Here is a 26,952-nt window from a genome sequence, read left to right on the forward strand (position 1 = left end):
TGAGAAATTCTTGCGGCATCATGCCGGGCTGAGCTTGCGGGGCGCTGAATGGGCCAGGACATCCAGGACGAGATGGCCGGCCGGGCGCGCCAAGTCAAGCATGCCCACCAGTGTAATGTCGAGGAGGATCCCGTCGTGACCCCAGCCCTGCGCCGTTTCTTTGCCAGCGAGTCCGCCAGCGGCATCATCCTCGCCTGTGCGGCCGTGCTCGCCCTGATCATCAGCAACTCGCCCTGGGGTGAGGCCTACCAGGCCTTCACCCGCATCCCGGGCGAGGTGCGCATCGGCGATGGCGCCGGCGGTACGGCCTTGCTGCTGGCCAAGCCCCTGCTGGTGTGGGTCAACGACCTCTGGATGGCGGTGTTCTTCTTCCTTGTCGGCCTGGAGATCAAGCGCGAGTTTGTGGCGGGCGAGTTGGCCTCGCGCCGCCAGGCGGTGCTGCCGGCGGTGGCCGCCCTGGGCGGCATGGTGGTGCCGGCTTTGATCTACAGCGCCATCAACTGGGGCGACGCCCAGGCCCTGCGCGGCTGGGCGATTCCTGCGGCGACCGACATTGCCTTTGCCATCGGCATCGTCATGTTGCTGGGCTCGCGCGTGCCGGCCTCGCTCAAGGTCTTCCTGACGGCCGTGGCCATCATCGATGACCTGGGCGCCATCGTCGTGATCGCCTTGTTTTACACGCAGCAGCTGTCCCTGCTGATGCTGGGCCTGGCGGCCTTGTGCCTGCTCGGCCTGGCCTTGCTGAACCGCGCCGGTGTGATGCGCAGCGATGTCTACATCGTGCTGGGCCTGCTGCTGTGGCTGTGCGTGCTCAAGTCGGGCGTGCATGCCACTCTGGCCGGCGTGGCCACGGCCCTCTTCATCCCCATGCACGACCCCAAAGGCGGTCACTCGCCGCTGGAGACCCTGGAGCATGGCCTCCATCCCTGGGTGTCGTTCCTGATCCTGCCCATGTTTGCCTTTGCCAATGCCGGGGTCTCGCTGGCGGGCCTGAGCCCAGCGGCCTTGCTGGAGCCTCTGCCTCTCGGCATTGCCGCAGGACTGGTGCTGGGCAAGGCCCTGGGCGTCTTCGGCAGCGCCTGGCTGTTGATCAAGGCCGGCGCGGCCAGCCGGCCGCAGGGCGCCAGCTGGACTCAGTTCTTCGGCGTCTGCGTGCTCTGCGGCATTGGTTTCACCATGAGCCTCTTCATCGGTGGCCTGGCCTTTGCCGGCCTGGATCCGAGCTTTGAGACGCGGGTCAAGCTGGGCGTGCTGAGCGGCTCACTCCTGGCCGGAGTCTTGGGCACCTTGATCCTGAACAAGGCGGCGCCGGCGGCGAGCAGGTAAAAATTCCCCAAGCGCTGGGCTGCTGCGGGGCAGCCCAGGAAAAACGCTCAAGCTCGACGGCATCGGGTCGAAGAAGCAGACTGGCGCGGGATGGCGTTCGGCCGGTGCTGACGCGTCATTTGCGTGCCAGATTTGTCAGTTTGGGGCTGCGTCGCTTCGCAAGTCGGATCTTTGTCATGAGACCGAGCTTCAATGGCTTCGCAGCGACTTCTTCGTCGTCATTCATCCGCTCGCTCTCAGAAAAGGAACCCGCTATGAAATCCTTGCCTGTCCACGCTGCCCCGTGCTCCTTCGCGGTCTCTGCCGCACCGGCTCTCTTGATGAGCTTGGTCGCGCCGGCCTTGCTGGCGTTCTCCGCGCTTTTGCCGCGCCCGGCCCTGGCGGCCGACGGCGGCGCCACGCCTGAACAGGCGGTGGCCATGGTCAAGAAGGGCGTGGCCTTCATCAAGAAGGAAGGCAAGGAAAAGGGCTACGCCGAGATCTCGGTCAAGGGTGGTCAGTTCAGCTTTGAGGATCTCTATTTGGTGGTCTATGGACTGGACGGCGTCGTCCATGCACATGGGGCCAACATCAAGATGGTGGGCAAGAACCTGATCGATCTGAAGGATGTGGACGGCAAGGCCTTCGTCAAGGAGCGCGTGGAGATGGGCAAGGCCAAGCCCAGCTTCTGGCAGGACTACAAGTTCACCAATCCCGAGACCAAGAAGATCGAGCCCAAGAGCATGTACTGCGAGCGGCTCGAAGAGACGGTGGTTTGCGGCGGCATCTACAAGTAAAACAAAGCGCCCGCCTGCACCATGTGCACCATCCCCAGGGAGTCCTATGAAACTCGCAAGCAAATTGCTCGCCGCCCCGCTGTTGACCGCGGTCCTCGTGTTCGGCGCCGGGCAGATCAATGCCATTTTTCTGAGTCGAGCGGCGAGCGAAAACCGCGCCAGCTTTGAGGCGCAAAAAGATGTCTTTCGCACTCTGACCAGCTCGCGCGAGCAATTGGCCTTGGTTCATGCTAGCGTCTACCGCACGCTGACCATCATTGCGTCGCTGGACGAAGCCAAGGTCAAGAGCGTGCGTGATGACTTGGCATTGCAGCTGGCGGGCGTCAAACGGGTCACCCTGGCTCTGGGGGATTCACCGGCGGCCGATGAAGATGTCAAGTCCGCCGCCGAGAAACTCGGTGTGCTGATCGACAAGTACCTGAAGCAGGCCGATTCCGCCCTGGACCTGGCCACCATGGACCCCAATATCGGCGTGGCGTCCATGCAGGAGGCGGACGCTACCTTCAAGGCCCTGGCCGCGCAGATGAATGCGGTGGTCGAGCATGCGGACGAGTTTGCTACTGCGAGCATGGATGCATCGGACCGGACCTCCAAGCACCTGGCCTGGGGCTTGGGAGCCTTGGGTCTGCTGTGCGGTGTGCTGGCCGTGACCGCGTCCTGGCTGATGCAGCGGGCCCTGACCGCCGAGCTGCGCCGTGCAGCCGATCTGGCCAACGAGGTGGCGGCAGGCAACCTGACCATCGATGCCAGCAGTCAGCGCCAGGACGAGGTCGGTGATCTGATGCGGGCCCTGGCGGCCATGGCCGCACAGCTGGGGCGTTCGTTGCGCACGGTGATGGCCTCGTCGGAATCCATCCGCACCGCCAGTGCCGAGATCGCCCATGGCAATCAGGACCTGAGCACCCGCACCGAGCAGACGGCCTCCAATCTGCAGCAGGCTGCCTCGTCGATGGATCACCTGACCGGCACGGTCAAGCACTCCGCCAGTTCTGCCGGCGAGGCCAACCGCCTGGCCGCCACGGCGGCCGAGGTGGCAGCGCGCGGCGGCGAGGTGGTGGCCCAGGTGGTCAGCACCATGGAGGACATCAACACCAGCTCGCGCAAGATCGGCGACATCATCGGCGTGATCGACAGCATTGCCTTTCAGACCAATATCCTTGCTTTGAATGCCGCGGTGGAAGCGGCCCGGGCGGGCGATCAAGGCCGGGGTTTTGCGGTGGTGGCCAGCGAGGTGCGCTCCCTGGCCCAGCGCAGCGCCCAGGCGGCGCGTGAGATCAAGACCTTGATCGGCGCCTCGGTGGACAAGGTCGAGGGCGGCACCCGCCTGGTGGCCGATGCCGGCCGCACCATGGATGAGATCGTGGCCAGTGTGCAGAAGGTATCCGACATCATTGGCGACATCTCCTCGGCCGCCGCCGCGCAGTCCAGCGGCATCGGTGAGGTGAATTCATCGGTATTGCAGCTGGATCAGATGACGCAGCAGAACGCGGCCTTGGTCGAGCAATCGGCGGCAGCGGCCGAGAGTCTCAAGGAGCAGGCGGTGCGGCTGGCCGAGGTGGTTCACACCTTTCGCCTGGGTGACGAGCAGCCGGGTTGAGCCGCAGAAGCCCCCCGCGGGCATGGGGTCCAGCGGGTCTCCATGGGGCCTGCAAAAGCGAAGCGGCCGCCCTTGGGCGGCCGTTGTTCTTGGCCAGGCCCCAGCGTGGGGCGGCGTGCTTCAGTGAGCTGACTCTTTGCCGTGGCTGCTGTTGAGCAGCTTGTCGGTGTAGGCAATGGCGATGGCCGAGAACAGGAAGGCGATGTGGATCAAGGTCTGCCACATCAGCGTTTTCTCGCTGTAGTTGTCGGCGTTGATGAAGGTCTTGAGCAGGTGGATGGACGAGATGCCGATGATGGCGGTGGCCAGCTTGACCTTGAGCACCGAGGCGTTCACATGGCTCAGCCATTCGGGCTGGTCGGGGTGGCCGTCCAGGCCCATGCGCGACACAAAGGTCTCGTAGCCGCCCACGATCACCATGATCAGCAGGTTGGAGATCATCACCACATCGATCAGGCCCAGCACCACCAGCATCAGGATGGTCTCGTTGAGCTTGGCAATCGGCTCGTAGCCAATCACAAGTCCGGAGGCGTCCTTGATGGCGGTGGCCTTGTAGCCGATGCTCTTGACCAGCATGCCCAGGGCCTCCTGGTTGCCAAAGGCAGCTTCAATCAGATGGACCAACTCGGTCCAGAACTGGAACACATAGACCGCCTGCGCCAGGATCAGGCCCAGGTACAGGGGCAGCTGCAGCCAGCGGCTGGAGAAGATCACGTTAGGTAAGGGGCGCAAGGGGCGCGACGGTGTGCTCATAGGGTTTTCACTCGGTGGTCGATTTGAACTGGCGCGATTCTAGGGGCCGCGCTTTGCATGCCCATGAAGGCAGGCCCCCGAACTTGTTGATTCCCCAGGAGAAAACAGCAGGCCGAGGCAGGGCAGCCCAGGGTGTGCGAACAGAGGAAGGCGTGGCTGGCACGCGCTTCGGTACGCTGAGTTACCGCGCTAGAGTAAGCGCTTCGTCAGAGACAAGACGCACAGTTGCAAACATTCGCACAGTTTGCAATCAAGCCCTGCCCGAGGAGACACCTTCATGAGCGAGACACAAGCGTACCTGCCCAGCGCCGCCTGGCAAGAACAGGCCCACGTCAAGGGCATGGCCGCCTATCAGGCCCTGGTGGCCGAGAGCGAAGCCGATTACCAGGGCTATTGGGCCCGCCTGGCCCGCGAGTTCGTCACCTGGCAGACACCCTTCACCCAGGTGCTCAACGAGAGCAACGCCCCGTTTTTCAAGTGGTTCGAAGACGGCCGCCTGAACGTCTCCTACAACTGCCTGGACCGCAATGTCGAGCGCGGCCTGGGCGACAAGGTCGCCATCATTTTTGAAGCCGACGATGGCGCGGTCACCAAGGTCACTTACAGCGAGCTGCTGGCCAAGACGGCCCAGCTGGCCAATGTGCTGAAGTCGCGCGGCGTGAAGAAGGGCGACCGCGTCGTCATCTACATGTCCATGTCGGTCGAGGGTGTCGCGGCCATGCAGGCCTGCGCCCGCATCGGCGCCACCCACTCGGTGGTGTTCGGCGGCTTCTCGGCGCAGAGCCTGCGCGACCGGGTGCAGGATGCCGGCGCGGTCATGGTCATCACGGCCGATGAGCAGCTGCGAGGCGGCAAGGCCTTGCCGCTCAAATCCATCGTCGATGAAGCCCTGGCCGATGGCAGCTGCCCCACGCTCAAGGACGTGATCGTCTACCAGCGCACCGGCGGCAAGATCGGCTGGGTCGAGGGCCGCGACCACTGGTTGCATGAGCTGCTGGCCACCCAGCCCACGGTCTGCGAGCCCGAGTGGGTCGAGGCCGAGCACCCTCTGTTCCTGCTCTACACCTCCGGGTCCACCGGCAAGCCCAAGGGCGTCCAGCATTCCAGCGGTGGCTATCTGCTGCATGCCGCGCTGACCACCAAGTGGACCTTCGACCTCAAGGACAACGATGTGTTCTGGTGCACGGCCGATATCGGCTGGGTCACCGGCCACAGCTACATCGCCTACGGCCCCTTGGCTTTGGGCGGCACCGAGATCGTGTTCGAGGGCGTGCCCACCTACCCGGATGCCGGCCGCTTCTGGAAGATGATCGAGAAGCACAAGGTCAGCATCTTCTACACCGCGCCCACGGCCATCCGTTCGCTGATCAAGGCGGCCGAGACCAGCGAGGCCGTGCATCCGGCTCGTTATGACCTGAGCAGCCTGCGCCTGTTGGGTTCGGTTGGTGAGCCCATCAACCCCGCCGCCTGGGAGTGGTACCACAAGCATGTCGGTGGCGGCCGCTGCCCCATCGTCGACACCTTCTGGCAGACCGAAACCGGCGGCCACATGATCACGCCGCTGCCGGGTGCCACGCCCCTGATTCCGGGCTCCTGCACCTTGCCCTTCCCGGGCATCACCACTGCCATCGTCGATGAGACCGGCAACGATGTGCCCAACGGTCAAGGTGGCATCCTGGTCGTCAAGAAGCCCTGGCCTTCGATGATCCGCACCATCTGGAACGATCCTGATCGTTTCAAGAAGAGCTACTACCCGAGCGAGCTCAAGGGCTACTACCTGGCAGGCGACGGAGCGATCCGTGACGCCGACACCGGCTACTTCACCATCACTGGCCGCATCGACGATGTGCTGAACGTGTCCGGCCACCGCATGGGCACGATGGAGATTGAGTCGGCCCTGGTCAGTTGCACCGAGTTGGTGGCCGAAGCCGCCGTGGTCGGTCGCCCGGACGACACCACGGGCGAGGCCATCTGTGCCTTCGTGGTGCTCAAGCGTCCTCGCCCCACCGGCGACGAAGCCAAGGTCATCGCCAAGCAGCTGCGCGACCATGTGGCCAAGGAAATCGGCCCGATTGCCAAGCCCAAGGACATCCGCTTCGGCGACAACCTGCCCAAGACCCGTTCCGGCAAGATCATGCGCCGCCTGCTGCGCTCGGTCGCCAAGGGCGAAGCCGTCACCCAGGACACCAGCACCCTGGAGAACCCGGCCATCCTCGAGCAACTGGGTCAGGCTTACTGACCCTGGTGCTTGAGTCGCGCTTGAGCGCGAGGGCAGCGCAGCTGCTGGCGAGGTTTCGGGGATCACTCATATCGCGCAGCGATGTGGGGGATCACCAGAACCCGGCCATCCTCGAGCAACTGGGTCAGGCTTATTGACTACACATCGGCCCCAGAAAAACAAACAGGCCCCGCGGGGCCTGTTTTTACGTGCTGGGCTGAAAGAGCTGTTGGCCCTTCAGCGGGGTGGCTTCACTTGGCGCTCAGCACCCAGGTGGCCAGTTGCTTGGCTTCAGCCGCGCTCACCTGCGTGTTGGCCGGCATGGGCACGGGGCCCCAGACGCCGGCGCCACCCTTGATGATCTTGTCGGCCAGCTTGGTGGCGGCGTCCTTGTCCTTGGCGTACTTGGCGGCGACATCCTTGTAGGCCGGGCCCACCAGTTTCTTGTCGACGGCGTGGCAGGCCATGCAGTTTTTCTTTTGTGCCAGTTCAGCGTTGGCGAAAGCGGCCGGTGCAGCGGCGGCGGTGGCCAGAGCGGCCAGAATGAATGCGAACTTCATGACTTCCTTTCGGGGGCAGACCAAGGGGCAATTCCGCAGATGCCGGTCGGCTTTGTGCTCTACAGTTCAGGCCAACCAGCGCTGGGAGAATTGTAGTGTTCAGCAATGGGCTTGAACTGCTTGCGCAAGGGGTTTCTCTCTATGTTGTTTTTGGCCATAGGTGTCTTGGCGGTGTTGCTGAAATGGCTGGGCGTCGAGCCCGTGGCCAGCAGCAGTTGGTTCCTGGTGTTGCTGCCCTTTGGCCTGGCCGTGGCCTGGTGGGCCTGGGCCGATGGCACCGGCTACACCCAGCGCAAGGCCATGCAGCGCATGGACGAGAAGAAGGCCGCGCGGCGCGAGAAGGCCATGGAAGCGCTGGGTCAACTCGACCCAAACAAGAAAAAAGGCAAGCGCTGAGCCCTGATGGCCTGAAGCACAGGCTTTTCTTGCCCTTCTGCGGGCGTCGGTCAGGCCCTTGAGCCGGCCGCGTCAATGGCGCCGCACTCCGTGATGCAAGCCGCGAGCTGTGCCCCTCTCGCGACGGTTTCGAGCCCGCCTCCGCCTCCGCCTCAGCACAAGCGACTTGCGCCGCTCCAATCCACCTGTCTTGTTCAGCACTTGCACCGCAGCGACCATGCCCCCAGTTACAGATTTCTCGCCAGCCAATACACGGGCTTCGTTTCGCGGTCTGTGGCTGATGATCGCCGGCGTGGCCGCGCTGATCATCGTCGTGCTGGCTCTGCTCAAGCTGCAGCGTGAGCGTCCCGTCGCGCCCGTTGAGGCGCCGTCGGCGCCGGCTGCTGCTGTGGAGCTCGCAGCCCCGCCAGCCCCGGCCCTGCCTCCGCCCAGCGAGTTTGCCGCGGGCACTCGCCTGGATTTGCTGGCCGGCGATGGCCATGCCGGCTTGCGCGATGGCCCGCGCGCACAAGCGCGGTTTGCCGATCCTTACGGCATCGCCGTCGATGGGGCCGGCGTGATCTACATCAGCGATGGCGGCGACAGCAACCGCATCCGGCGCTTGCGTCCCGACGGGCAGGTGGACAGCCTCAGCGGCGGCGTCGAGGGCTTTCGTGACGGCCCGCTGGCCGAGGCTGCGTTCCACACCCCTTCGGGCCTGGCGGTCGATGCGCAGGGCAATCTCTTTGTCGCCGACACCGGCAACCATGCCATCCGCAAGATCAGCCCCCAGGGTCAGGTCAGCACCGTGGCCGGCAATGGCCAGCCGGGCTTTCGCGATGGCCCGGCCGAGCAGGCCCGCTTCAACGGCCCACTGGGCGTGGCGGTCGGGCGCGATGGCTCGGTCTATGTGGCGGACAGCTACAACGACCGCATTCGTGTCATCAGCCCTGCAGGGCAGGTGCGCACCTTGGCCGGCAGCGCCTGGCCGGGCGATCAGGATGGCCCGGGCGCCAAGGCGCGCTTTGACACGCCGACTGCCCTGGTCGTGGACGACCAGGATCGCGTCTGGGTGCTGGACAGCCGCAACGACGCAGTGCGCCTGGTGCTGCCGGACGGCACGGTCAGCACCTTTGTTCGCGGCGATGACGAGGACGAAGACGAGCTGCTGCGTCGTCCCTTGAGTCTGACGCGCAGCCACGACGGCTACCTCTATGTCGGTGTGCTGCGCCGGGGTGCCTTGCTGCAGATCGCGCCGGATGGCCGCGTGCACCGCCTCAGCGGCGGCCCGCAGGCTCATCTGTCTCGACCGGCTGCCCTGGCGCTGACGCCTCGCGGTGAGCTCTTGATCACCGACGCGGCCTCGTTTCGCATCCATCGCCTGAGCTGGGGGCAGGGCGAGCCGGAAGACGCCAGCACCGCGCCGCGTGCCGATGTCGGGCCTGCGCCCGATCTGGCCTTGCCGCGCACCGAAGGGCGTTGGCCCTTGTTGCCGCAGCACAGCTGGCACGAGGTGGTGGGCACACCCGGCGAGGTCCGAGGGCGCCGTGGCGGTGATGCGCGCGACCATCTGCACGAGGGTTTGGATGTGAAGGGCGATGTCGGCGAGCTGGTGGTGGCCATGGCCGATGCCAAGGTCAGCAGCCCGCTGGCCAACTGGGCCTACGGCAGCAATGCCGAGGGCCTGTCTCTGGATCGTCTGGCCTACATCCACATCCGGGTGGGGCGTGACATGCGGGGACACCTGCTCAACGGCCGTCAGTTCCAACTGGTGCTCGATGCGGCGGGCCGGCCCGAGCGCATCCGGGTGCGTCGCGGCACGCGCTTCGCCGCGGGCGATGCGCTGGGCTCGATCAATCCCATGGCCCATGTGCACATCAATTTGGGCACGGGCGGCTACCACCGCAACCCCTTGCAACTGGGCTTTGCCGGTTTCAGCGACCAGCAGCCGCCCTTGATCGAGGGCATCGAAGTCTTTGATGCTGCGGGGCGGCGCTTGCGGCAACTGGAGCAGGGGCGTCTGCGCCTGCCTGCCGATTGGCGTGAGCTGCAGTTTGTGGTCGATGCCTGGGACCAGGTCGATGGCAATGAGGAGCGCCGCCGCCTGGGCCTGCACAGCCTGGGCTATCAGCTGCTGCACGCGGATGGCCGACCGCTGGCGGGTTTCGAGCAGCCGCGCATGACGCTGGATTTCAGCCGCCTGCCGGTGGATGACAGGGCGGTCAAGCAGGCTTATGCAGCGCGCAGCGGAGTGACCGTGCATGGCAGCGCCGTCACGCGCTTTCGCTACCAGCTGGGAGTGCAGGTGCGCGATGGGCTCAGTTCGCCCTCAGCGCTGCTGGATACGCCCTTGCCGCCGGGGGATTACCTGCTGCGTGTGATCGCGCGCGACCAGCAGGGCAATGAGGCGTTGCTGCGCCGCGATCTGGCCTTGAGGGTCCGTTGACTGAGTGCAGTCAGGATTTCAGACCAGGCCCTGCTTGCTCGCCAGCACAGCGGCTTCGGCGCGGCTGGACACATTGAGCTTCTTGTAGATGCTCTTGATGTGGTCGTTGACCGTGAACCACTTGATGCCCATCAGGTTGGCGATTTCCTTGATGGTGAAGCCCTTGCTGAGGTAGGTGAGGACTTCGCTTTCGCGCGGAGTCAGCCGTTCCCATTCGGGTGGTGGGTCCAGCACCACGCCGCGACCGTTGCCGAAGGTGCTGTGCACCCCGGAGGACGACAAGGTGCCGAAGCCCGAATTCAGGGCCATGGGGCCGCTGTCGCCGCTGGAGTTGGGGCGGAAGTGTGAGAGCAGGCGGCGCGCAATCGCCGGTGACAGCGGCGGCTGGCCCTTGACGATGCGTTGCAGCTCTTCGACCAGCACCTCGAAGCGGTCTTCCTTCAGCAAATAGCCGTCGGCACCGCATTGCAGGGCGGGGAAGAGATGGTCATCGTCCGAGTAGAGGGTGGTGACGATCTTCAGCGCCGGCGAGCCGGCCATCTCGGCCAGCAGCTCCATGCCGTTGCCGTCGGGTAACTCCAGATCCACCAGCACCAGGCGGAAGCTGGCCTCCGGATCGCTCTGGCTCAGCTGGCTGATGTGGCGGCGCGCGCCTTCCAGGTCGCCGGCTTCGGAGATGTCCATGGGATCGCTGAAGCTCTCGCGCACCACGCGGCAGAGAAAGCTCCGGGCAACCGGGTTGTCTTCAATGATCAGTACTTTGACGGCCATAGTGAGAAGGTCAGCACAAATTCCATCCTAGCGCACAACCGCCACCCGAAGCCGTCGCGGAGACAGCTGTTTACACATCCCGGCTCGGCTGTTGTCCGAGCGCTGCGTCACAAGCTAGGGAATCCACGGAGGGCGGAGGCACGGCGCCCGCTGGCCTGCGCGTCGGGATGCTGCCGTGGCCTCCGACTGGGACATGGTGTGCCACTGGGGCAGGGTTGCGGAAGGGGTGGGCGAGTCTCTGCTTGCCTACAATGCCGCCCATGCGCATATTGATCGCCAATGATGATGGTTACCTGGCGCCGGGGCTGCATGCGCTGGTCAAGGCTTGTGATGGTCTGGGGCAGATCGAAGTCATCGCCCCCGAGCAGAACGCCAGCGGCACCTCGAACTCGCTGACTCTGGGTCGCCCGCTGTCCGTTTACACCGCCAGCAACGGTTTTCGCTATGTCAACGGCACGCCCTCGGACTGCGTCCACGTGGCCCTGACCGGCTTGCTGGACTACAAGCCCGATCTGGTGCTTTCGGGCATCAACAACGGCGCCAATATGGGCGACGACACCCTGTATTCCGGCACCGTGGCCGCGGCCACCGAGGGCTTCCTGTTCGGCATCCCCTCGATCGCCTTTTCCCAGGTCGACAAAGGTTGGGGTGATCTCGATGCCGCGGCAGCGCTGGCGCGCCAGGTGGTCGAGCAGGTGCTGGCCGGCGGCCTGGGCTCGGCCTTCTTGCTCAATGTGAACATTCCGAACCGGGCGGATGCCTGCGATCTGCCGCGGCGTGTCACCCGCCTGGGCCGGCGTCATGCCAGCGAGCCGGTGATCAAGCAGATGAGTCCGCGTGGCGAGCCGATCTACTGGATCGGCCCGGCAGGCGACGCGCGTGAAGCGGGCGAGGGCACCGATTTCCACGCCACCGCGAACGGCATGGTCTCCCTGACACCGCTGCAGGTGGATCTGACCCACCATGCGGCCTTGGGTGCATGGGCGCAGCGCATGGACCGGCCGGCATGAGCAACAGCGGCAGCGACGGTAAACCCGTGGTTCGTGCGTCACGATTCCCTCTGCCCTTGGGTAAGGTGGGCGGGGCCAATGCCAGCGTGGGCGGCGGTGTGGCGCGTGAAGTGCTGATGCCGCAGCGCCATTTGCGCGAAGCGGCGCTGGATGCGGCGCGCCAGCTGGCGCCCAGCGGGCTCGGCCTGGATTCGGCCAAGGTGCGCCAGCGCATGGTGCTGCGTTTGCGCCGCGACGGCTTGCACGATGAGCGCGTGCTGGAAGCCCTGTCGCGCGTGCCGCGCCATGAGTTCGTGGACAGCGCCCTGGCCATTCAGGCCTACGAAGACACCAGCCTGCCCATCGGTCACGAGCAAACCATTTCCAAGCCCTCGGTCGTGGGTCGCATGATCGCCATGCTCTTTGGCGGTCAGTCGGCCAGCCAGCGCGGCCATCTCGGCCGCACGCTGGAGATTGGCACGGGCTGTGGCTACCAGGCAGCGGTGCTGGCCTTGCTCTCGCAAAGCCTGGTGTCGATCGAGCGTCTCAAGCCCTTGCACGACAAGGCGCGCAGCAATCTGGCGCCGCTGCATCTGCCCCAGGTACGCCTGATTTACGGCGACGGCCGGCTCGGTGCGCCGGGCGCGGCGCCCTTCGACAGCATCGTCGCCGCGGCTGGTGGTGATGACATCCCGAGCGCCTGGCTGGAGCAATTGGCGCCGGGTGGCCGCCTGATCGCGCCCATGGCCGCGCCGGGGGGGCGGGGTCAGGTCTTGGTGCGAGTGGATCATCTGCTGGAAAACGGCCGCAGTCGCTTTGTGCGCACAGAGCACGAGGCAGTGCTCTTCGTGCCCCTAAAATCCGGCGTCATGTGAGGCGGCCTTCGGTCGGCCTCGCCCCTTTTGGACTCCGGCTTTGAGTGAATGTGTGAACGACTGAAGGCCGGAGCCTTCCAACGCACCAGCCCCGACAGCAACGCATGCAACCGACATTTCATCCTTCCATCAAGCTCTTGCTGGCCTGCGGCCTGCTTTCCTTGACGGCTTGCGGCACCAGCCTGAATCGCGCGCCGGTGGAAGAGCGACCGGTGGGCGGCAGCGTCAAGCCGGCGCCAGCCGCGCCCGTGGCTCCATCGCCGAGCAGCGCTCCTGCGGCCGAAGCCAAGCCCCTACCCGGCGCCGAGAACGCCGGCAAGCCCGGCTACTACACCGTCAAACCCGGTGACACCCTGATCCGCATCGCCCTCGATAACGGCCAGAACTGGCGGGACCTGAGCAAGTGGAATAACCTCGACAAGCCCAATCTGATTGAGGTGGGTCAGGTCTTGCGCGTGCTGCCTCCCGGCGTCGATGCCGGCAGCGTGGCGGCCCGCCCCGTGAGCACGGCCAAGGTGGAAACCCGCCCGCTGGACAGCAAGCCCAATGCCGGTGCGGCCTCGGCTTCCACGGTGGCGGATAAGTCCGCCTCGGCTGCTTCCAGCTCGGCTTCGGCTGCGTCCGCAGCTGCGTCGGGTGCCGTGGCCAGCCGAGACAACGACGAGGATCCTGCTTGGGCTTGGCCGACCAGCACGGCTGTGGGTGCGGGCTTTGACGAGCAACGCAACAAGGGCCTGGCCTTCTTCGGCAAGCCGGGGGATGCGGTGCTGGCGGCAGCCGATGGTCGCGTGGTTTACGCAGGCTCGGGCTTGCGCGGCTACGGCAATCTGGTCATCATCAAGCACAACGCGACCTACCTGACGGCCTACGCACACAACCAAACCCTGCTGGTCAAAGAAGACCAGGCCGTGCGCAAGGGACAGAAGATCGCGGAAATGGGGTCCAGCGACGCCGAGCAGGTGAAACTGCATTTCGAGGTGCGCAAGCTGGGCAAGCCGATCGACCCTGCCAAGGTCCTGCCCGCTCGCTAGCCTGATCTCGGGCTGGCGCGTTCGATGTGAGCCCGCCATGAAACGCAGCCCGTCCTCGCCATCGCCCCTGTCCCATTCGCTGCCGCTGGCGCCGGGATTGGCGGGGCAGGCCGCGGGCTCGATCTCTGATGCTCGCGAGCGCGCTGCCGACGATGCCGAAGACGAAGTGGCCGGTTTGAATGGCCGCCTCAGCACCGGCAGCGACCTGGAGGTGGGCAATGCGCTGCAGGCCTATCTGCGCGACATCCGCCGCACACCTTTGCTGAGTCCGCAGCAGGAGTTCGAGACTGCCCAGCGCGCACGCGCCGGTGATTTCGCGGCCCGCCAGTCCATGATCGAGCACAACCTGCGCTTGGTCGTTTCCATCGCCAAGAACTACCTGGGCCGCGGTCTGCCGCTCAGCGACCTGATCGAAGACGGCAATCTCGGCCTCATGCATGCCATTGGCAAGTTCGAGCCCGAGCGTGGCTTTCGTTTCTCCACCTACGCCAGCTGGTGGATACGACAGAGCATTGAGAGTGCCTTGATGCACCAGGCTCGCCTGGTGCGCCTGCCGGTGCACATCGTGCGGGAACTCAACCATGTGCTGAAGGCGCGGCGGGCGCTCGAGGCGGTGCAGAGCCAGAATGGCGGCGCCGGCCAGGTGCGGGCCGAAGACATCGCTGCCGCGCTGGGCCGGCCCTTGGCCGAGGTGTCTGAGTTGCTGGCCTATGCCGAGCTGCCAAGCTCGCTTGATGCACCGGTCGATCGCAACGGCGAGGGCGGCGAATCGATGATGGATCTGGTGGCCGATGAGCAGACCGTCGATCCGCTGGGCTTGCGCCTCAGCCATGAGCTGGACGAGCTGCTGCGCCACGGCATGTCGGCCTTGAACGAGCGCGAGCGTGAGGTCTTGGCCGGCCGCTTCGGTCTGTTCGACCGCGAGCCCGAGACCCTCGATGTGCTGGCCGTGCGGCTCAAGCTCACGCGCGAGCGCATCCGCCAGATCCAGATCGAAGCGCTGGCCAAGCTCAAGCGCAACATGATGCGCCACGGCATCGACCGCGACTCCATCTTCTGAGCGGCCGGTCAGCCCGCCGCGGCGCGCGGCGATAATTGCGGCATGAGTCAAGAAACAGCATGGCTGACGGTCGAATCGATCGACCTGGATGCCCAGGGCGTGGCCCACAAGGAAGACGGCAAGGTGGTGTTCATCGAAGGCGCCTTGCCGGGTGAACAGGTCCAGGTCAGCACCGGCCGCAAGAAGAACAACTGGGAGCAGGGCACGATGACAGCCATGCGGCGCGAGAGCGCCCAGCGCGTCACGCCCGGCTGCCCGCACTTCGGTCTCCATGCCGGCGCCTGCGGGGGCTGCAAGATGCAGCATCTGCACGCCGGTGCCCAGGTTGCCGTGAAGCAGCGCGTGGTGGAGGACAACCTCTGGCACCTCGGCAAGGTCAAGCCCGAGATGCTGCTGCGTCCGATCGAGGGGCCGACCTGGGGCTACCGCTACCGCGCTCGCTTCTCGGTGCGCTATGTGCCGAAGAAGGGTCAGGTCTTGATTGGCTTCCACGAGCGCAAGAGCCGCTACGTGGCCGATATGCAGGTCTGCAAGGTGGTGCCGCAGCGCGTCAGCGACTTGCTGATGCCGCTGCGCGATCTCATCGCCAGCATGGACGAGCGCGACCGCCTGCCGCAGATCGAGCTGGCAATGGGGGACGAGGTCATCGCCCTGGTGCTGCGCAACCTGAATCCTTTGCTGGAGCCAGATCGCCAACGTCTGCGTGACTTTGCGGCGCAGCATTCAGGCGTGCAATGGTGGTTGCAACCCAAGGGGCCGGAGACCGTGCACCTGCTCGATGAAGGCGGGCCCGAGTTGGCCTACCGCCTGCCCGAGTTCGGCGTGGTCATGCCCTTCAAGCCCACTGATTTCACCCAGGTCAATCCGCACATCAACGCCGTGTTGGTTGGTCGCGCGCTGCGCTTGCTGGCGGTGCAGCCTGATGAGCGGGTGATCGATTGGTTCTGTGGCCTGGGCAACTTCACCTTGCCCCTGGCGACGCAGGCGCGCGAGGTCTTGGGCATCGAGGGCAGCGAGACCCTGGTGCAGCGCTCGCGCGAGAACGCCGCGCGCAATGGTCTGGCCCACAAGACCCGCTTTGTGGCCCGCAATCTGTTCGAGATGACGCCGGAGTTGCTGGTGGCTGATGGCGTGGCCGACAAGTGGCTGGTTGACCCGCCGCGCGACGGCGCTTTCGCCTTGGCCAAGGCGGTGGCCGATATTGCGCAGAATCCGGAGTTGGCGCCCGGCTGGACCTTGCCCAAGCGCATCGTCTACGTGTCCTGCAACCCGTCCACACTGGCGCGTGATGCCGGCTTGCTGGTCAATGTGGCGGGCTATCGCTGCACGGCGGCCAGCGCGGTCAATATGTTCCCGCACACCTCGCATGTGGAGAGCATTGCGGTGTTCGAGCGCTGAAATGAAGAAAGGGCCGTCAGGCCCTTTCGTTTTTATGCGCCACGCAGTTGGCGCTCATCGCGCGGAGTCCGCGGATCCGGCTCTGCCGGGCCGTCGGACTCGCCCCCTTGAGGGGGCCGGCGCAGCCGGTAGGGGGTGTTAGTCCCTTTCTCCGCCAAAGATGCCCAGCAGGGACAGCAGGCTCTGGAACACGTTGTAGAGGTCCAGATAGATGGCCAGGGTGGCCGAGATGTAGTTGGTCTCGCCGCCGTCCAGCACGCGCTTGATGTCGTAGAGCATGAAGGCCGAGAACACGGCCATGGACAACACCAGCAGGGTCAGCATCAGGGCCGAGGACTGCAGGAACACATTCACCACGCCGGCCACCAGCATGATGATGGCGCCCACGAACAGGAACTTGCCCATGTTGGACAGGTCGCGCTTGATCACCGTGGCCAGGCTGGCCATGGCGAAGAAGATGGCGCCCGTGCCGCCAAAGGCCGTCATGATCAGGCTGCTGCCGTTCTTGAAGCCCAGCACCGCAGCCAGCAGGCGCGAAAGCATCAGGCCCATGAAGAAGGTGAAGGCCAGCAGGGCGTAGACGCCGGTGCTGCTGTTCTTGGTTTTTTCCACCAGCATCATCAGGCCGAATGCGCCGGCCATGAAGACGATCAAGCTCATGCCGGTGCCCATGCTGGCCATCAGGCCGGTGGACACGCCCACCCAGGCGCCCAGCACGGTGGGCACCATGGACAGGGCCAGCAGCCAGTAGGTGTTGCGCAGCACGCGCTGGCGCTCGGCCGCCAGGCCTTGGCCCAGGCTCGCGTTCAGTTGGGTTTGCAGGGTTTCATTCATTTCAAGCGTCCTCCATCATCCAAACCATCGGCGGTGCGGCGATGGTCCGGCTTGTCTTGTCCCAGTGCGCCGCGTCACTCAGGGCGAAATGTAGCGCGTGTCGGCCCGCCGTGCTGTGCCCTGTGGTGCGATCGCGCAAATGGTGCTCTGCGCGCGTGTGAGGCTGCACGGGTGGGTCAGGGCAGTGCTGCATGCCAGCGCATGAATGGCTGGCGCCCATGCAGCTAAAGTGCGGCCTTCCCCGTTCCGATTCAAGAGAGACCATGAAACAAAAGCCGTACCTGAGCCTGGAAGACGTCAAGCGCATCGCCGCCGCTGCCGAGGCTGAAGCCCTGGCGCACCAGTGGGCGGTGACCATCGCCATCGTCGATGACGGCGGCCATTTGCTGTGGCTGCAGCGCCTGGACGGCGCGCCGGCCGTGTCGGCCCAGATCGCTCCGGCCAAGGCGCACACCGCTGCGCTGGGTCGTCGCGAGTCCAAGGTGTACGAGGACATCATCAACCAGGGCCGCGTGTCCTTCCTGAGCGCGCCGGGCTTGAGTGGCTTGCTCGAGGGTGGCGTGCCGGTGCTGGTGGACGGCCATTGCATCGGCGCCGTGGGTGTCAGTGGCGTCAAGTCCAGCGAAGACGCGCAGATCGCGCGCGCGGGCATCGCGGCGCTGGCTTGAGCCCGCGGAGGGCTGGGGCAGGGGGGGGGCTGCCTCCTTCCCCTTGAACTTGGGGTGGTTTGTGGCGGCTGGCATGGCGTCTGGCGAAGGCTGACTTGATGCCGTCATTTGCGCAAAGTAGGCAAAACCGGGCTTGGTGATAACCCTGGTGGGTTATACTCAGCAGGTTTACCCGCAACCACCGCCACCCCAGCGAAACTCGCTTCAGTTTCTCCACCAAACTCAGGCTCTTTCGGCCCGGTTCTCCCCTGAGCCCGGCCGGCTGCAAGAGCAGAGCTGGGCGTGCGCACCTCACCGGAGTTCCCCGTGCTGCCCGATCTGCTCCAAACCCCCAAAGCGATTCTCGCCCTGGCAGACGGCACGGTCTTCACAGGCACCTCGATCGGCGCAGCCGGTCACACGGTCGGCGAGGTGGTGTTCAACACCGCCATGACCGGCTACCAGGAAATCCTCACCGACCCGAGCTACTGCCGGCAGATCGTGACCCTCACGTATCCGCACATCGGCAACTACGGCGTCAACGACGAGGATGTCGAGGCCCCGAAGATCCATGCCGCTGGCCTGATCATCAAGGAGCTGCCCATCCTTGATTCCAACTTCCGCAAGACCCGCAGCCTGGCGCAGTACCTGCGCGACGAAGGCACGGTCGCCATTGCCGACATCGACACCCGCCGTCTGACCCGCCTGCTGCGCACGACCGGTGCCCAGAACGGCTGCATCCTGGCGGTGCCCGAGGGGCAGGTTGTGACCGAGGCGCTGATCGCCGATGCAGTCGCCAAGGCCAAGGCTGCGCCTAGCATGTCCGGACTGGACCTGGCCAAGGTGGTCAGCACCCCCGAGCGCCACGGTTGGACCGAAACCGAGTGGACCTTGGGCAAGGGCTATGGCCAGCTGAGCCAGCCGCGTTTCCATGTGGTGGCCTATGACTTCGGCGTCAAGCGCAACATCCTGCGCATGCTGGCCGAGCGCGGCTGCAAGATCACCGTGGTGCCGGCCCAGACCCCGGCCTCGGCCGTGTTCGATCTGGAGCCGGACGGTGTTTTTCTGTCCAACGGCCCTGGCGATCCGCAGCCTTGCGATTACGCGATCGCAGCCGCAGCGCAGCTGATCGAATCGGGCATCCCGACCTTCGGCATCTGCCTGGGTCACCAGATCATGGCTCTGGCCTCGGGCGCCAAGACCTTCAAGATGAAGTTCGGCCATCACGGCGGCAACCATCCGGTCAAGGACCTGGACAACGGCCGCGTCAGCATCACCAGCCAGAACCACGGCTTTGCGGTCGATGCCGACAGCCTGCCCGCCAATCTGCGCGCCACCCACATCAGCTTGTTCGACGGCACGCTGCAAGGCCTGGCCCGCACCGACAAGCCGGCTTTCTGCTTCCAGGGTCACCCCGAAGCCAGCCCCGGCCCCCACGACATCGCCTACCTGTTTGACCGCTTCATCGGTCTGATGGCCAAGTCCTGATCACGGCCTGATGGAGTAAAGACATGCCCAAACGTACAGACATCAAGAGCATCCTCATCATCGGCGCCGGCCCCATCATCATCGGCCAGGCCTGTGAGTTCGACTATTCCGGCGCCCAGGCCTGCAAGGCCCTGCGTGAGGAAGGCTACAAGGTCATCCTGGTCAACAGCAATCCGGCGACCATCATGACCGACCCGGACACGGCCGACGTAACCTATATCGAGCCCATCACCTGGCAGGTGGTCGAGAAGATCATCGCCAAGGAGCGCCCGGACGCGGTGCTGCCCACCATGGGTGGCCAGACCGCGCTGAACTGCGCGCTGGACCTGCACAAGCACGGCGTGCTGGCCAAGTATGGCGTGGAGATGATCGGCGCCAATGAGAAGGCGATCGAGAAGGCCGAAGACCGCCTGAAGTTCAAGGATGCGATGACCAAGATCGGTCTCGACTCCGCCAAGTCCGGCATTGCGCATTCCATGGAAGAAGCGCTGGCCGTGCAAAAGCGCATCAAGGACGAGATCGGCGGCACCGGCTTCCCCATGGTCATCCGCCCCAGCTTCACGCTGGGTGGCACCGGTGGTGGCATTGCCTACAACCCGGAAGAGTTCGAAGAGATCTGCAAGCGCGGCCTGGATCTGTCGCCGACCAATGAGCTGCTGATCGAAGAATCGCTGATCGGCTGGAAAGAGTACGAGATGGAAGTGGTGCGCGACAGCCGCGACAACTGCATCATCGTCTGCTCGATCGAGAACCTGGACCCGATGGGCGTGCACACCGGTGACTCCATCACCGTCGCCCCGGCCCAGACGCTGACCGACAAGGAATACCAGCTGCTGCGCAACGCCTCGATCGCCATCCTGCGCGAGATCGGCGTGGACACTGGCGGCTCGAACGTGCAGTTCTCGATCAACCCGCAGAACGGCCGCATGACCGTGATCGAGATGAACCCGCGCGTGTCGCGTTCCTCGGCGCTGGCCTCCAAGGCCACCGGCTTCCCGATTGCCAAGATCGCGGCCAAGCTGGCCGTGGGCTACACCTTGGACGAGCTGAAGAACGACATCACCGGCGGTGTGACTCCGGCGTCTTTCGAGCCCTCGATCGACTACGTGGTCACCAAGATCCCGCGTTTCGCCTTCGAGAAGTTCCCCATGGCCGATTCGCGTCTGACCACGCAGATGAAGTCGGTGGGCGAGGTGATGGCCATGGGCCGTACCTTCCAGGAATCCTTCCAGAAGGCCCTGCGCGGCTTGGAAACCGGCATCGACGGCCTGAGCGAGCGTTCGACCGATCGCGAAGAAATCATCCAGGAAATCGGTGAGCCCGGCCCGGAGCGCATCCTCTTCGTCGGCGACGCGTTCCGTCTCGGCATGAGCTTGCAAGAGGTCTTCGAAGAGACCGCTATCGACCCCTGGTTCCTGGCTCAGATCGAGCAGATCATCAAGATCGAGCAATCGCTGGCCGGCCGCAGCCTGGCCTCGCTGAGCGCCGATGAACTGCGCCTGCTCAAGAAGAAGGGCTTCTCGGACCGCCGCCTGGCCAAGCTGCTGGGCACCAACCAGCACGAGGTGCGCGCTGCGCGCCATGCCTTGAACGTGCGCCCGGTCTACAAGCGCGTGGACACCTGCGCGGCCGAATTCAGCACCGAGACTGCCTACCTCTACTCGACCTACGAGGAAGAGTGTGAGGCCGAGCCGACCAACAACAAGAAGATCATGGTGCTGGGCGGTGGCCCGAACCGCATCGGCCAGGGCATCGAGTTCGACTACTGCTGCGTCCATGCCGCGCTCGCCATGCGCGAAGACGGTTATGAAACCATCATGGTCAACTGCAACCCGGAGACCGTGTCCACTGACTACGACACCTCGGACCGCCTCTACTTCGAGCCGGTGACCCTGGAAGACGTGCTGGAGATCGTCGACAAGGAAAAGCCCGTCGGCGTGATCGTGCAGTACGGCGGCCAGACGCCACTGAAGCTGGCCCTGGATCTGGAGCGCGCCGGCGTGCCCATCATCGGCACCACGCCGGACAGCATCGACATCGCCGAAGACCGCGAGCGCTTCCAGAAGCTGCTGCATGAGCTTGGCCTGAAGCAGCCGCCCAACCGCACCGCGCGCACCGAAGAGCAGGCCGTGGCTCTGGCCAACGAGATCGGCTACCCCCTGGTCGTGCGCCCCAGCTATGTGCTGGGCGGCCGTGCCATGGAAATCGTCCATGGCGACAAGGACCTGGAGCGCTATATGCGCGAAGCGGTGCGCGTCTCCGACAAGTCACCGGTGCTGCTCGATCGCTTCCTGGAGGACGCGGTGGAAGTCGATGCCGACTGCATCAGCGACGGCGAGACCGTCATGATCGGCGGCATCATGGAGCACATCGAAGCCGCGGGCATCCACTCTGGCGACTCGGCCTGTTCGCTGCCGCCTTATACCCTGTCGCAAGAGCTGCAGGACGAGCTGCGCCGCCAGACCGCGGCCATGGCCAAGGCGCTCAAGGTCGTGGGCCTGATGAATGTGCAGTTCGCCATCCAGGGTGACGTGACGGGCGGCCTCGACGGCGCCACCGTCTATGTGCTGGAAGTGAACCCGCGCGCCTCGCGCACGGTGCCCTTTGTCAGCAAGGCGACCGGCCAGCAGCTGGCCAAGATCGCCGCGCGTTGCATGGCTGGCCAGAAGCTCAAGGACCAGAAGGACCGCCTGGGTCGTATCCCGGCCGAGGTGATTCCGCCGTACTACAGCGTCAAGGAGGCCGTCTTCCCCTTCAACAAATTCCCCGGCGTGGATCCCATCCTCAGCCCGGAAATGCGCTCTACCGGCGAAGTGATGGGGGCAGCACGCACCTTCGGTGAAGCGATGTTGAAGAGCCAGCTCGGTGCCGGCTCGCGCCTGCCGCGTCAGGGCAATATCCTGATCACCGTGAAGAACGGCGACAAGGCGCGTGCCGTGGCCGTGGCCAAGGACCTGCATGCCTTGGGCTTCGGCGTTGTCGCCACCAAGGGCACGGCCGCCGCCATCAGCGAAGCCGGCGTGCCGGTGACCGTGGTCAACAAGGTCAAGGATGGCCGCCCGCACATCGTCGACATGATCAAGGGTGGCGACATCCAGCTGGTCTTCACCACCGTGGACGAAACCCGCACCGCCATCGCCGACAGCCGCCACATCCGTCAGGCAGCGCTGGCCGCGCGTGTCACCTACTACACGACCATGGCGGGTTGTGAGGCCGCGGTGGAGGGCATGAAGCACCAGAACGGCCTGCTGGTGCAATCCCTGCAGGAACTGCACGCCGAACTGCACTAAACTGCGTCTGAACGAAGTCCGCCGCCGCGCCCCTGGAAGCAGGGTCGCAGCGGCGGCTTCATTTTGTGGAGCGAGGAAATGAGCCCTTTTCGGGCTTGCGACTCGCCGTTCTCCCGGCGCCGCGCCGCAGACGTGGCCGGCGCCCAGGCTTTTTCAAGGTTTCATTCATTCAAATCATGGCCACCATTCCATTGACCACCCGCGGTGCCGAGAAGCTCAAAGCCGAGCTGCATCAACTCAAGAGCGTTGAGCGTCATGCCGTGATCAATGCGATTGCCGAGGCGCGTGCTCAAGGCGATCTGTCTGAAAACGCCGAATACGAAGCCGCCAAGGACAAGCAGGGCTTCATCGAAGGCCGCATTCTGGAGATCGAAGGCAAGCTGGCTGCGGCCCAGATCATCGATCCGGCCTCGGTGGATGCCGGCGGTCGCATCGTCTTCGGCTCGACCGTGGACCTCGAAGAAGAGGCCACCGGCGCCGAGGTGACCTACCAAATCGTCGGTGACGACGAGGCCGACCTGAAGCTCGGCCTGATCTCGATCAGCTCGCCCATCGCGCGCGCGCTGATCGGCAAGGAGGCCGGCGACGTGGCCGATGTGCAGGCGCCCGGCGGCGTCAAGCGCTACGAGGTGGTGGAAGTCCGCTACGTTTGATGGCGCAGGCGGTTTCGTGACTCTGCTCCAGCGTTCGCGCCTGCTGCTGGCTGCCCTCTGGGCAGGTTTGCTGCTGTGCGTGGCCTTTGTGGCGGCGCCCAGCGCATTTGCGGCGCTGGAAAAGGCGCAGGCGGGTGTTTTTGTCGGCCGCCTGTTTGCGCAGGAGGCCAATCTGAGTTTGGCGGCCGCGCTGCTGCTGATGCTGATGGAGCGCCGCCTGGCGCGCGACGGGCAGGCTCGTGCCTTGACCGCCGAGTTCCTCCTGCCGGCGGGCGCCTTGTTTTGTACCGTGCTGGGTTACTTTGCGCTGCAGCCCTTGATGGCGGCTGCGCGTGCCGGGCAGGGCTCATGGTCGTTCATGAGCCTGCATGCGGTGTCGTTTGGGTTCTACGGGCTCAAGACCTTGCTGGTATTGGCACTGGCCTGGCGCAGCAGCCGGGCCTGAGCGCGTGGCGCTCTGATGCCAGCCAGCCTCGGTCGAGGCCCAGGCTGGGTGGCATGCAGCAAGATCACTGATCCTGCGAGCTCTTCTTGATGCTGGTGAGGCGGCGCTTGGCGCGCTTGATCTCGCCGCCCTGGGCAACGCGCTCGTTGCCCAAAACGCGCAGCTTCTTGGTTTGCGGGCGGTGGTTCCCGCTCTTCGAGAACTTGACGATCTTGACCACGCGCGGGCCCAGCTTGCTGTCAGCGCGGGTGTTGGCTTCGTCTTCCTTGGGCGGAATCGGGCGCCAGATGATGAGCAGCTTGCCGATGTGCTGAATCGGCGCCGCATTCAGCTCGCCGCACAGGCTGGCGAAGATGCCTTCGCGGTTGGCGCGGTCGTCCGAGAAAATCCGCACCTTGATCAGCCCGTGGGCATTGAGGGCGGCGTCGGTCGCTTTCACGACGGCAGGGGTGAGTCCATCCGCGCCTATCATGACCACGGGGTCGAGATGATGGGCTTCGGAGCGTTTTTCCTTGCGCTGGGCAGGGGTCAATTGAATCGCAGGCATAGGCGTATTATCCGTGCAACATGAAGTTCACAACAAAAAGCAAAAAACTTAATAAGGCGTGGTTGCATGATCACATCAATGATCCCTACGTCAAGATGGCCCAGCGTGACGGTTATCGCGCCCGCGCGGCCTACAAGATCAAAGAGATTGACGAAGAGCTCAAGCTGATCCGCCCGGGCCAGGTGGTGGTCGATCTCGGTGCTTCACCGGGCGCCTGGAGCCAGTATCTGCGGCGCTGCTTTGCCCCCAAGGAGGCAGGTACCGGCGGCGCAGCCGTGGGGCAGCTCAACGGCACCATCATTTCGCTGGACTTGCTCGATTGCGCGCCGATTGAGGGCGTGCATTTCATCAAGGGCGATTTCCAGGAGGAGGCGGTGCTTCATCAGCTGGAGGCTGCCCTGGCCGGCAAGTCTGTCGATGTGGTGGTGTCGGACATGGCGCCCAATCTCTCGGGCATCGAGAGCTCGGATGCGGCGCGTGTGGCCGGCTTGGTCGAGTTGGCCATCGAGTTCGCGCAAGCCCATCTCAAGCCTGAAGGTGCGCTGGTGGCCAAGGTGTTTCATGGCAGCGGTTACACGCAGTTGGTGGAACTCTTCAAGGCGACTTTCAAGAAGGTCAAGCCCTTGAAGCCTAAGGCCTCGCGCGATCGTTCGTCCGAGACCTTCCTGATCGGCATCGGCCTGAAGAAGCCTGCCGTGCCGAAGGCGGACACGCCGGCGTGAATGCCGGTGATTTCGCATGGCCATGCAAATCAGCCTGGCCTCTTGACTGCAATAGAATCAACCCCATATGCCGTGCACGTGGCTGTAAACAGTGCAGCCTGGCCGTAATGAACAAGGAGTGGCGGTGAACAATCAGTGGTTCTCGAAAGTAGCGGTCTGGATCGTGATCGCTCTGGTGCTGTTCACGGTCTTCAAGCAGTTTGACCGCAGCGCAGCCCCAGGCAATGCCATGGGCTACTCGGAGTTCCTCGATGAAGTCCAGTCCGGCCGCATCAAGCAGGTCACTCTGCAAGAAGGCAATGGCGGCACCGACATCATTGCCGAGGGTTCGGATGGCAAGAAGATCCGTGTCACAGCCACCTATCTGGACCGCGGTCTGGTCGGTGATCTGCGTAATCACGGTGTCAAGTTTGACGTCAAGCCTCGCGAAGAGCCTTCTTTCCTGATCAGCATGCTGGTCAGCTGGGGCCCGATGCTGCTCTTGATCGGCGTGTGGGTTTACTTCATGCGTCAGATGCAAGGTGGCGGCAAGGGTGGCGCTTTCAGCTTCGGCAAGAGCAAGGCTCGCATGCTGGATGAAGCCAGCAACAACATCACCTTTGCTGATGTGGCCGGTTGCGACGAGGCCAAGGAAGAAGTTAAGGAACTGGTCGACTTCCTGAAAGACCCGCAAAAATTCCAGAAGCTGGGTGGTCGTATCCCGCGCGGTGTGCTGCTGGTCGGCCCTCCGGGAACCGGCAAGACCTTGCTGGCGAAGTCCATCGCCGGTGAAGCCAAGGTGCCGTTCTTCACGATTTCGGGTTCTGACTTCGTCGAGATGTTCGTCGGTGTCGGTGCTGCCCGTGTTCGCGACATGTTCGAGCAGGCCAAGAAGAGCGCGCCCTGCATCATCTTCATCGACGAAATCGATGCGGTCGGTCGCCATCGCGGTGCGGGCCTGGGTGGCGGTAATGACGAGCGCGAGCAGACCCTGAATCAGATGCTGGTCGAGATGGATGGTTTTGAAACCAACCTCGGTGTCATCGTGATCGCTGCGACCAATCGCCCGGACATTTTGGACCCGGCGCTGCTGCGCCCCGGTCGTTTTGACCGTCAGGTCTATGTGACCTTGCCGGACATCCGCGGCCGTGAGCAGATCCTCAATGTGCACATGCGCAAGGTGCCTGTGGGTCAGGATGTCAACGCCAGCATTCTGGCGCGCGGCACACCTGGTATGAGCGGTGCTGACTTGGCCAATTTGGTCAACGAAGCTGCCTTGTTCGCCGCCCGTCGCGGTGCTCGCCTGGTCGAGATGATCGACTTCGAGCGCGCCAAGGACAAGCTCTATATGGGCCCCGAGCGCAAGAGCATGGTGATGACGGAAGAGGAGAAGCGGGCGACCGCCTACCACGAGTCTGGCCATGCCATCGTGGCCGAGATGCTGCCGGGTACGGATCCGGTTCACAAGGTCACCATCATGCCGCGTGGCCGAGCCCTGGGCGTGACCTGGCAACTGCCGGAGCGTGATCAGTACAGCCGTTACTACAAGCAGATGCTGAATGAAATCAGCATCCTGTTCGGTGGCCGTATCGCCGAAGACCTGTTCGTCAAGGACATCTCCACCGGGGCGTCCAACGACTACGAGCGTGCCACCCGCATCGCGCGCGATATGGTCACGCGCTACGGCATGAGCGAGGTGTTGGGTCCTATGGTGTATGCAGAGAACGAGGGTGAAGTCTTCCTCGGTCGCAGCATGACCAAGACGTCCAATATCAGCGAAAGCACGCAGCAAAAGGTCGACGCCGAAATGCGCCGAATCCTGGACGAGCAGTACGCGGTGGCTCGCAATATTCTGGAAACCCATCGCGACAAGGTTGAAGAGATGACCGCGGCGCTGATGAAGTGGGAAACCATCGACCGGGATCAGGTGCTGGACATCATGGCCGGTCGCCCGCCCCGTGATCCAGGTGACGGCTCGCAGCCGCGCAACAGTGCCAGCAGCGGTGGCACGCCACCCGTGAGCACCGATGGAGCGCCTGCTGCCGCCTGACAATGGCTGAAATTGAGTGGGGCCCGGCTTCTGAAGTCGGGCCTTTTTCTTTGGCGCATTCGTTCAGGCCTGCCGCGTTGCATTCAGCCTGCTTGCAGTTCTTTCTTACGATTTGAGTCTTG

General features: G+C 64.4%; 23 protein-coding genes. 18 read left to right on the plus strand and 5 right to left on the minus strand.

Annotated features, from left to right (window positions below; all coding sequences use genetic code 11):
* Positions 1-48: 48 nt before the first annotated feature.
* From nhaA to OOB33_RS14270, 3 genes are all read left to right on the plus strand, one after another.
* Entirely contained in the window at positions 49-1,326 is a 1,278-nt protein-coding gene (gene nhaA / locus OOB33_RS14260; RefSeq protein WP_271009162.1) for a Na+/H+ antiporter NhaA, read from the plus strand.
* Between the two features lie 254 nt (positions 1,327-1,580).
* A complete protein-coding gene (locus tag OOB33_RS14265; RefSeq protein WP_223696560.1) occupies positions 1,581-2,102 on the plus strand; it encodes a cache domain-containing protein in 522 nt (173 codons plus the stop codon).
* A gap of 46 nt (positions 2,103-2,148) precedes the next feature.
* Positions 2,149-3,699, plus strand: coding sequence for a methyl-accepting chemotaxis protein (locus OOB33_RS14270; protein WP_171826149.1), 1,551 nt, complete (start codon positions 2,149-2,151; stop codon positions 3,697-3,699).
* Between the two features lie 120 nt (positions 3,700-3,819).
* On the opposite strand, the gene OOB33_RS14275 is transcribed toward OOB33_RS14270, so the two are convergent.
* Positions 3,820-4,452: a TIGR00645 family protein gene (locus tag OOB33_RS14275; RefSeq protein WP_102770111.1), complete on the minus strand. Its 633-nt coding sequence runs from the start codon at positions 4,450-4,452 to the stop codon at positions 3,820-3,822.
* A 277-nt stretch (positions 4,453-4,729) separates the two neighbouring features.
* Between OOB33_RS14275 and acs the strand changes: the two genes are divergently transcribed.
* Entirely contained in the window at positions 4,730-6,691 is a 1,962-nt protein-coding gene (gene acs, locus OOB33_RS14280) for an acetate--CoA ligase (protein WP_271009163.1), read from the plus strand.
* A gap of 230 nt (positions 6,692-6,921) precedes the next feature.
* Here acs and OOB33_RS14285 read toward each other — a convergent pair whose 3' ends face one another.
* Entirely contained in the window at positions 6,922-7,230 is a 309-nt protein-coding gene (locus OOB33_RS14285) for a c-type cytochrome (RefSeq protein WP_102770113.1), read from the minus strand.
* A gap of 141 nt (positions 7,231-7,371) precedes the next feature.
* On the opposite strand from OOB33_RS14285, the gene OOB33_RS14290 reads away from it, so the two are divergent.
* A complete protein-coding gene (locus OOB33_RS14290) occupies positions 7,372-7,626 on the plus strand; it encodes a TIGR04438 family Trp-rich protein (protein WP_102770114.1) in 255 nt (84 codons plus the stop codon).
* A gap of 217 nt (positions 7,627-7,843) precedes the next feature.
* Positions 7,844-10,051 carry an NHL repeat-containing protein gene (locus tag OOB33_RS14295; RefSeq protein ID WP_271009164.1) on the plus strand — a complete coding sequence of 736 codons (2,208 nt, stop codon included), beginning with the start codon at positions 7,844-7,846 and terminating at the stop codon, positions 10,049-10,051.
* Between the two features lie 18 nt (positions 10,052-10,069).
* On the opposite strand, the gene OOB33_RS14300 is transcribed toward OOB33_RS14295, so the two are convergent.
* A complete protein-coding gene (locus OOB33_RS14300; RefSeq protein ID WP_271009165.1) occupies positions 10,070-10,822 on the minus strand; it encodes a LuxR C-terminal-related transcriptional regulator in 753 nt (250 codons plus the stop codon).
* Between the two features lie 260 nt (positions 10,823-11,082).
* On the opposite strand from OOB33_RS14300, the gene surE reads away from it, so the two are divergent.
* The 5 genes from surE (at position 11,083) to rlmD (ending at position 16,175) form a co-directional block, all read left to right on the plus strand.
* Positions 11,083-11,832: a 5'/3'-nucleotidase SurE gene (gene surE, locus OOB33_RS14305; protein WP_271009166.1), complete on the plus strand. Its 750-nt coding sequence runs from the start codon at positions 11,083-11,085 to the stop codon at positions 11,830-11,832.
* Positions 11,829-12,686 carry a protein-L-isoaspartate(D-aspartate) O-methyltransferase gene (locus OOB33_RS14310; protein WP_171826153.1) on the plus strand — a complete coding sequence of 286 codons (858 nt, stop codon included), beginning with the start codon at positions 11,829-11,831 and terminating at the stop codon, positions 12,684-12,686. Before surE ends, OOB33_RS14310 begins: the two co-directional genes overlap by 4 nt.
* A gap of 104 nt (positions 12,687-12,790) precedes the next feature.
* On the plus strand, positions 12,791-13,717 hold the full coding sequence (locus tag OOB33_RS14315) for a peptidoglycan DD-metalloendopeptidase family protein (protein ID WP_271009167.1): 927 nt from the start codon (positions 12,791-12,793) through the stop codon (positions 13,715-13,717).
* 37 nt (positions 13,718-13,754) lie between these two features.
* The gene (rpoS, locus tag OOB33_RS14320; protein ID WP_271009168.1) at positions 13,755-14,777 is read left to right on the plus strand and encodes an RNA polymerase sigma factor RpoS; all 1,023 of its coding nucleotides are present in this window, start codon (positions 13,755-13,757) and stop codon (positions 14,775-14,777) included.
* Positions 14,778-14,819: 42 nt separating this feature from the next.
* On the plus strand, positions 14,820-16,175 hold the full coding sequence (gene rlmD, locus OOB33_RS14325; protein ID WP_271009169.1) for a 23S rRNA (uracil(1939)-C(5))-methyltransferase RlmD: 1,356 nt from the start codon (positions 14,820-14,822) through the stop codon (positions 16,173-16,175).
* A gap of 138 nt (positions 16,176-16,313) precedes the next feature.
* On the opposite strand, the gene OOB33_RS14330 is transcribed toward rlmD, so the two are convergent.
* Positions 16,314-17,009, minus strand: a complete 696-nt coding sequence (locus OOB33_RS14330; RefSeq protein WP_271009170.1) for a Bax inhibitor-1/YccA family protein — start codon at positions 17,007-17,009, stop codon at positions 16,314-16,316.
* 263 nt (positions 17,010-17,272) lie between these two features.
* Here OOB33_RS14330 and OOB33_RS14335 point away from each other — a divergent pair, with 263 nt between their 5' ends.
* The 5 genes from OOB33_RS14335 (at position 17,273) to OOB33_RS14355 (ending at position 23,532) form a co-directional block, all read left to right on the plus strand.
* Entirely contained in the window at positions 17,273-17,677 is a 405-nt protein-coding gene (locus tag OOB33_RS14335) for a GlcG/HbpS family heme-binding protein (RefSeq protein WP_171826157.1), read from the plus strand.
* A gap of 282 nt (positions 17,678-17,959) precedes the next feature.
* Complete coding sequence (carA, locus tag OOB33_RS14340) at positions 17,960-19,144, plus strand: glutamine-hydrolyzing carbamoyl-phosphate synthase small subunit (protein WP_394341047.1); 1,185 nt, start codon at positions 17,960-17,962, stop codon at positions 19,142-19,144.
* Between the two features lie 23 nt (positions 19,145-19,167).
* Positions 19,168-22,434, plus strand: a complete 3,267-nt coding sequence (gene carB / locus OOB33_RS14345) for a carbamoyl-phosphate synthase large subunit (protein WP_271009171.1) — start codon at positions 19,168-19,170, stop codon at positions 22,432-22,434.
* A 176-nt stretch (positions 22,435-22,610) separates the two neighbouring features.
* Complete coding sequence (gene greA, locus OOB33_RS14350; RefSeq protein ID WP_102770124.1) at positions 22,611-23,087, plus strand: transcription elongation factor GreA; 477 nt, start codon at positions 22,611-22,613, stop codon at positions 23,085-23,087.
* Positions 23,088-23,103: 16 nt separating this feature from the next.
* Positions 23,104-23,532, plus strand: a complete 429-nt coding sequence (locus OOB33_RS14355; protein WP_333780331.1) for a DUF4149 domain-containing protein — start codon at positions 23,104-23,106, stop codon at positions 23,530-23,532.
* A 64-nt stretch (positions 23,533-23,596) separates the two neighbouring features.
* Here the strand turns inward: OOB33_RS14355 and OOB33_RS14360 are convergent, their stop codons facing one another.
* Entirely contained in the window at positions 23,597-24,079 is a 483-nt protein-coding gene (locus OOB33_RS14360) for a YhbY family RNA-binding protein (RefSeq protein ID WP_171826160.1), read from the minus strand.
* Between the two features lie 20 nt (positions 24,080-24,099).
* Here OOB33_RS14360 and OOB33_RS14365 point away from each other — a divergent pair, with 20 nt between their 5' ends.
* Complete coding sequence (locus tag OOB33_RS14365; protein ID WP_271009172.1) at positions 24,100-24,801, plus strand: RlmE family RNA methyltransferase; 702 nt, start codon at positions 24,100-24,102, stop codon at positions 24,799-24,801.
* A 124-nt stretch (positions 24,802-24,925) separates the two neighbouring features.
* Positions 24,926-26,830, plus strand: a complete 1,905-nt coding sequence (gene ftsH / locus OOB33_RS14370; protein WP_171826162.1) for an ATP-dependent zinc metalloprotease FtsH — start codon at positions 24,926-24,928, stop codon at positions 26,828-26,830.
* Positions 26,831-26,952: the final 122 nt, after the last annotated feature.

Source organism: Paucibacter sp. B51, from assembly GCF_027863535.1.
Classification (GTDB): domain Bacteria; phylum Pseudomonadota; class Gammaproteobacteria; order Burkholderiales; family Burkholderiaceae_C; genus Paucibacter_A; species Paucibacter_A aquatilis.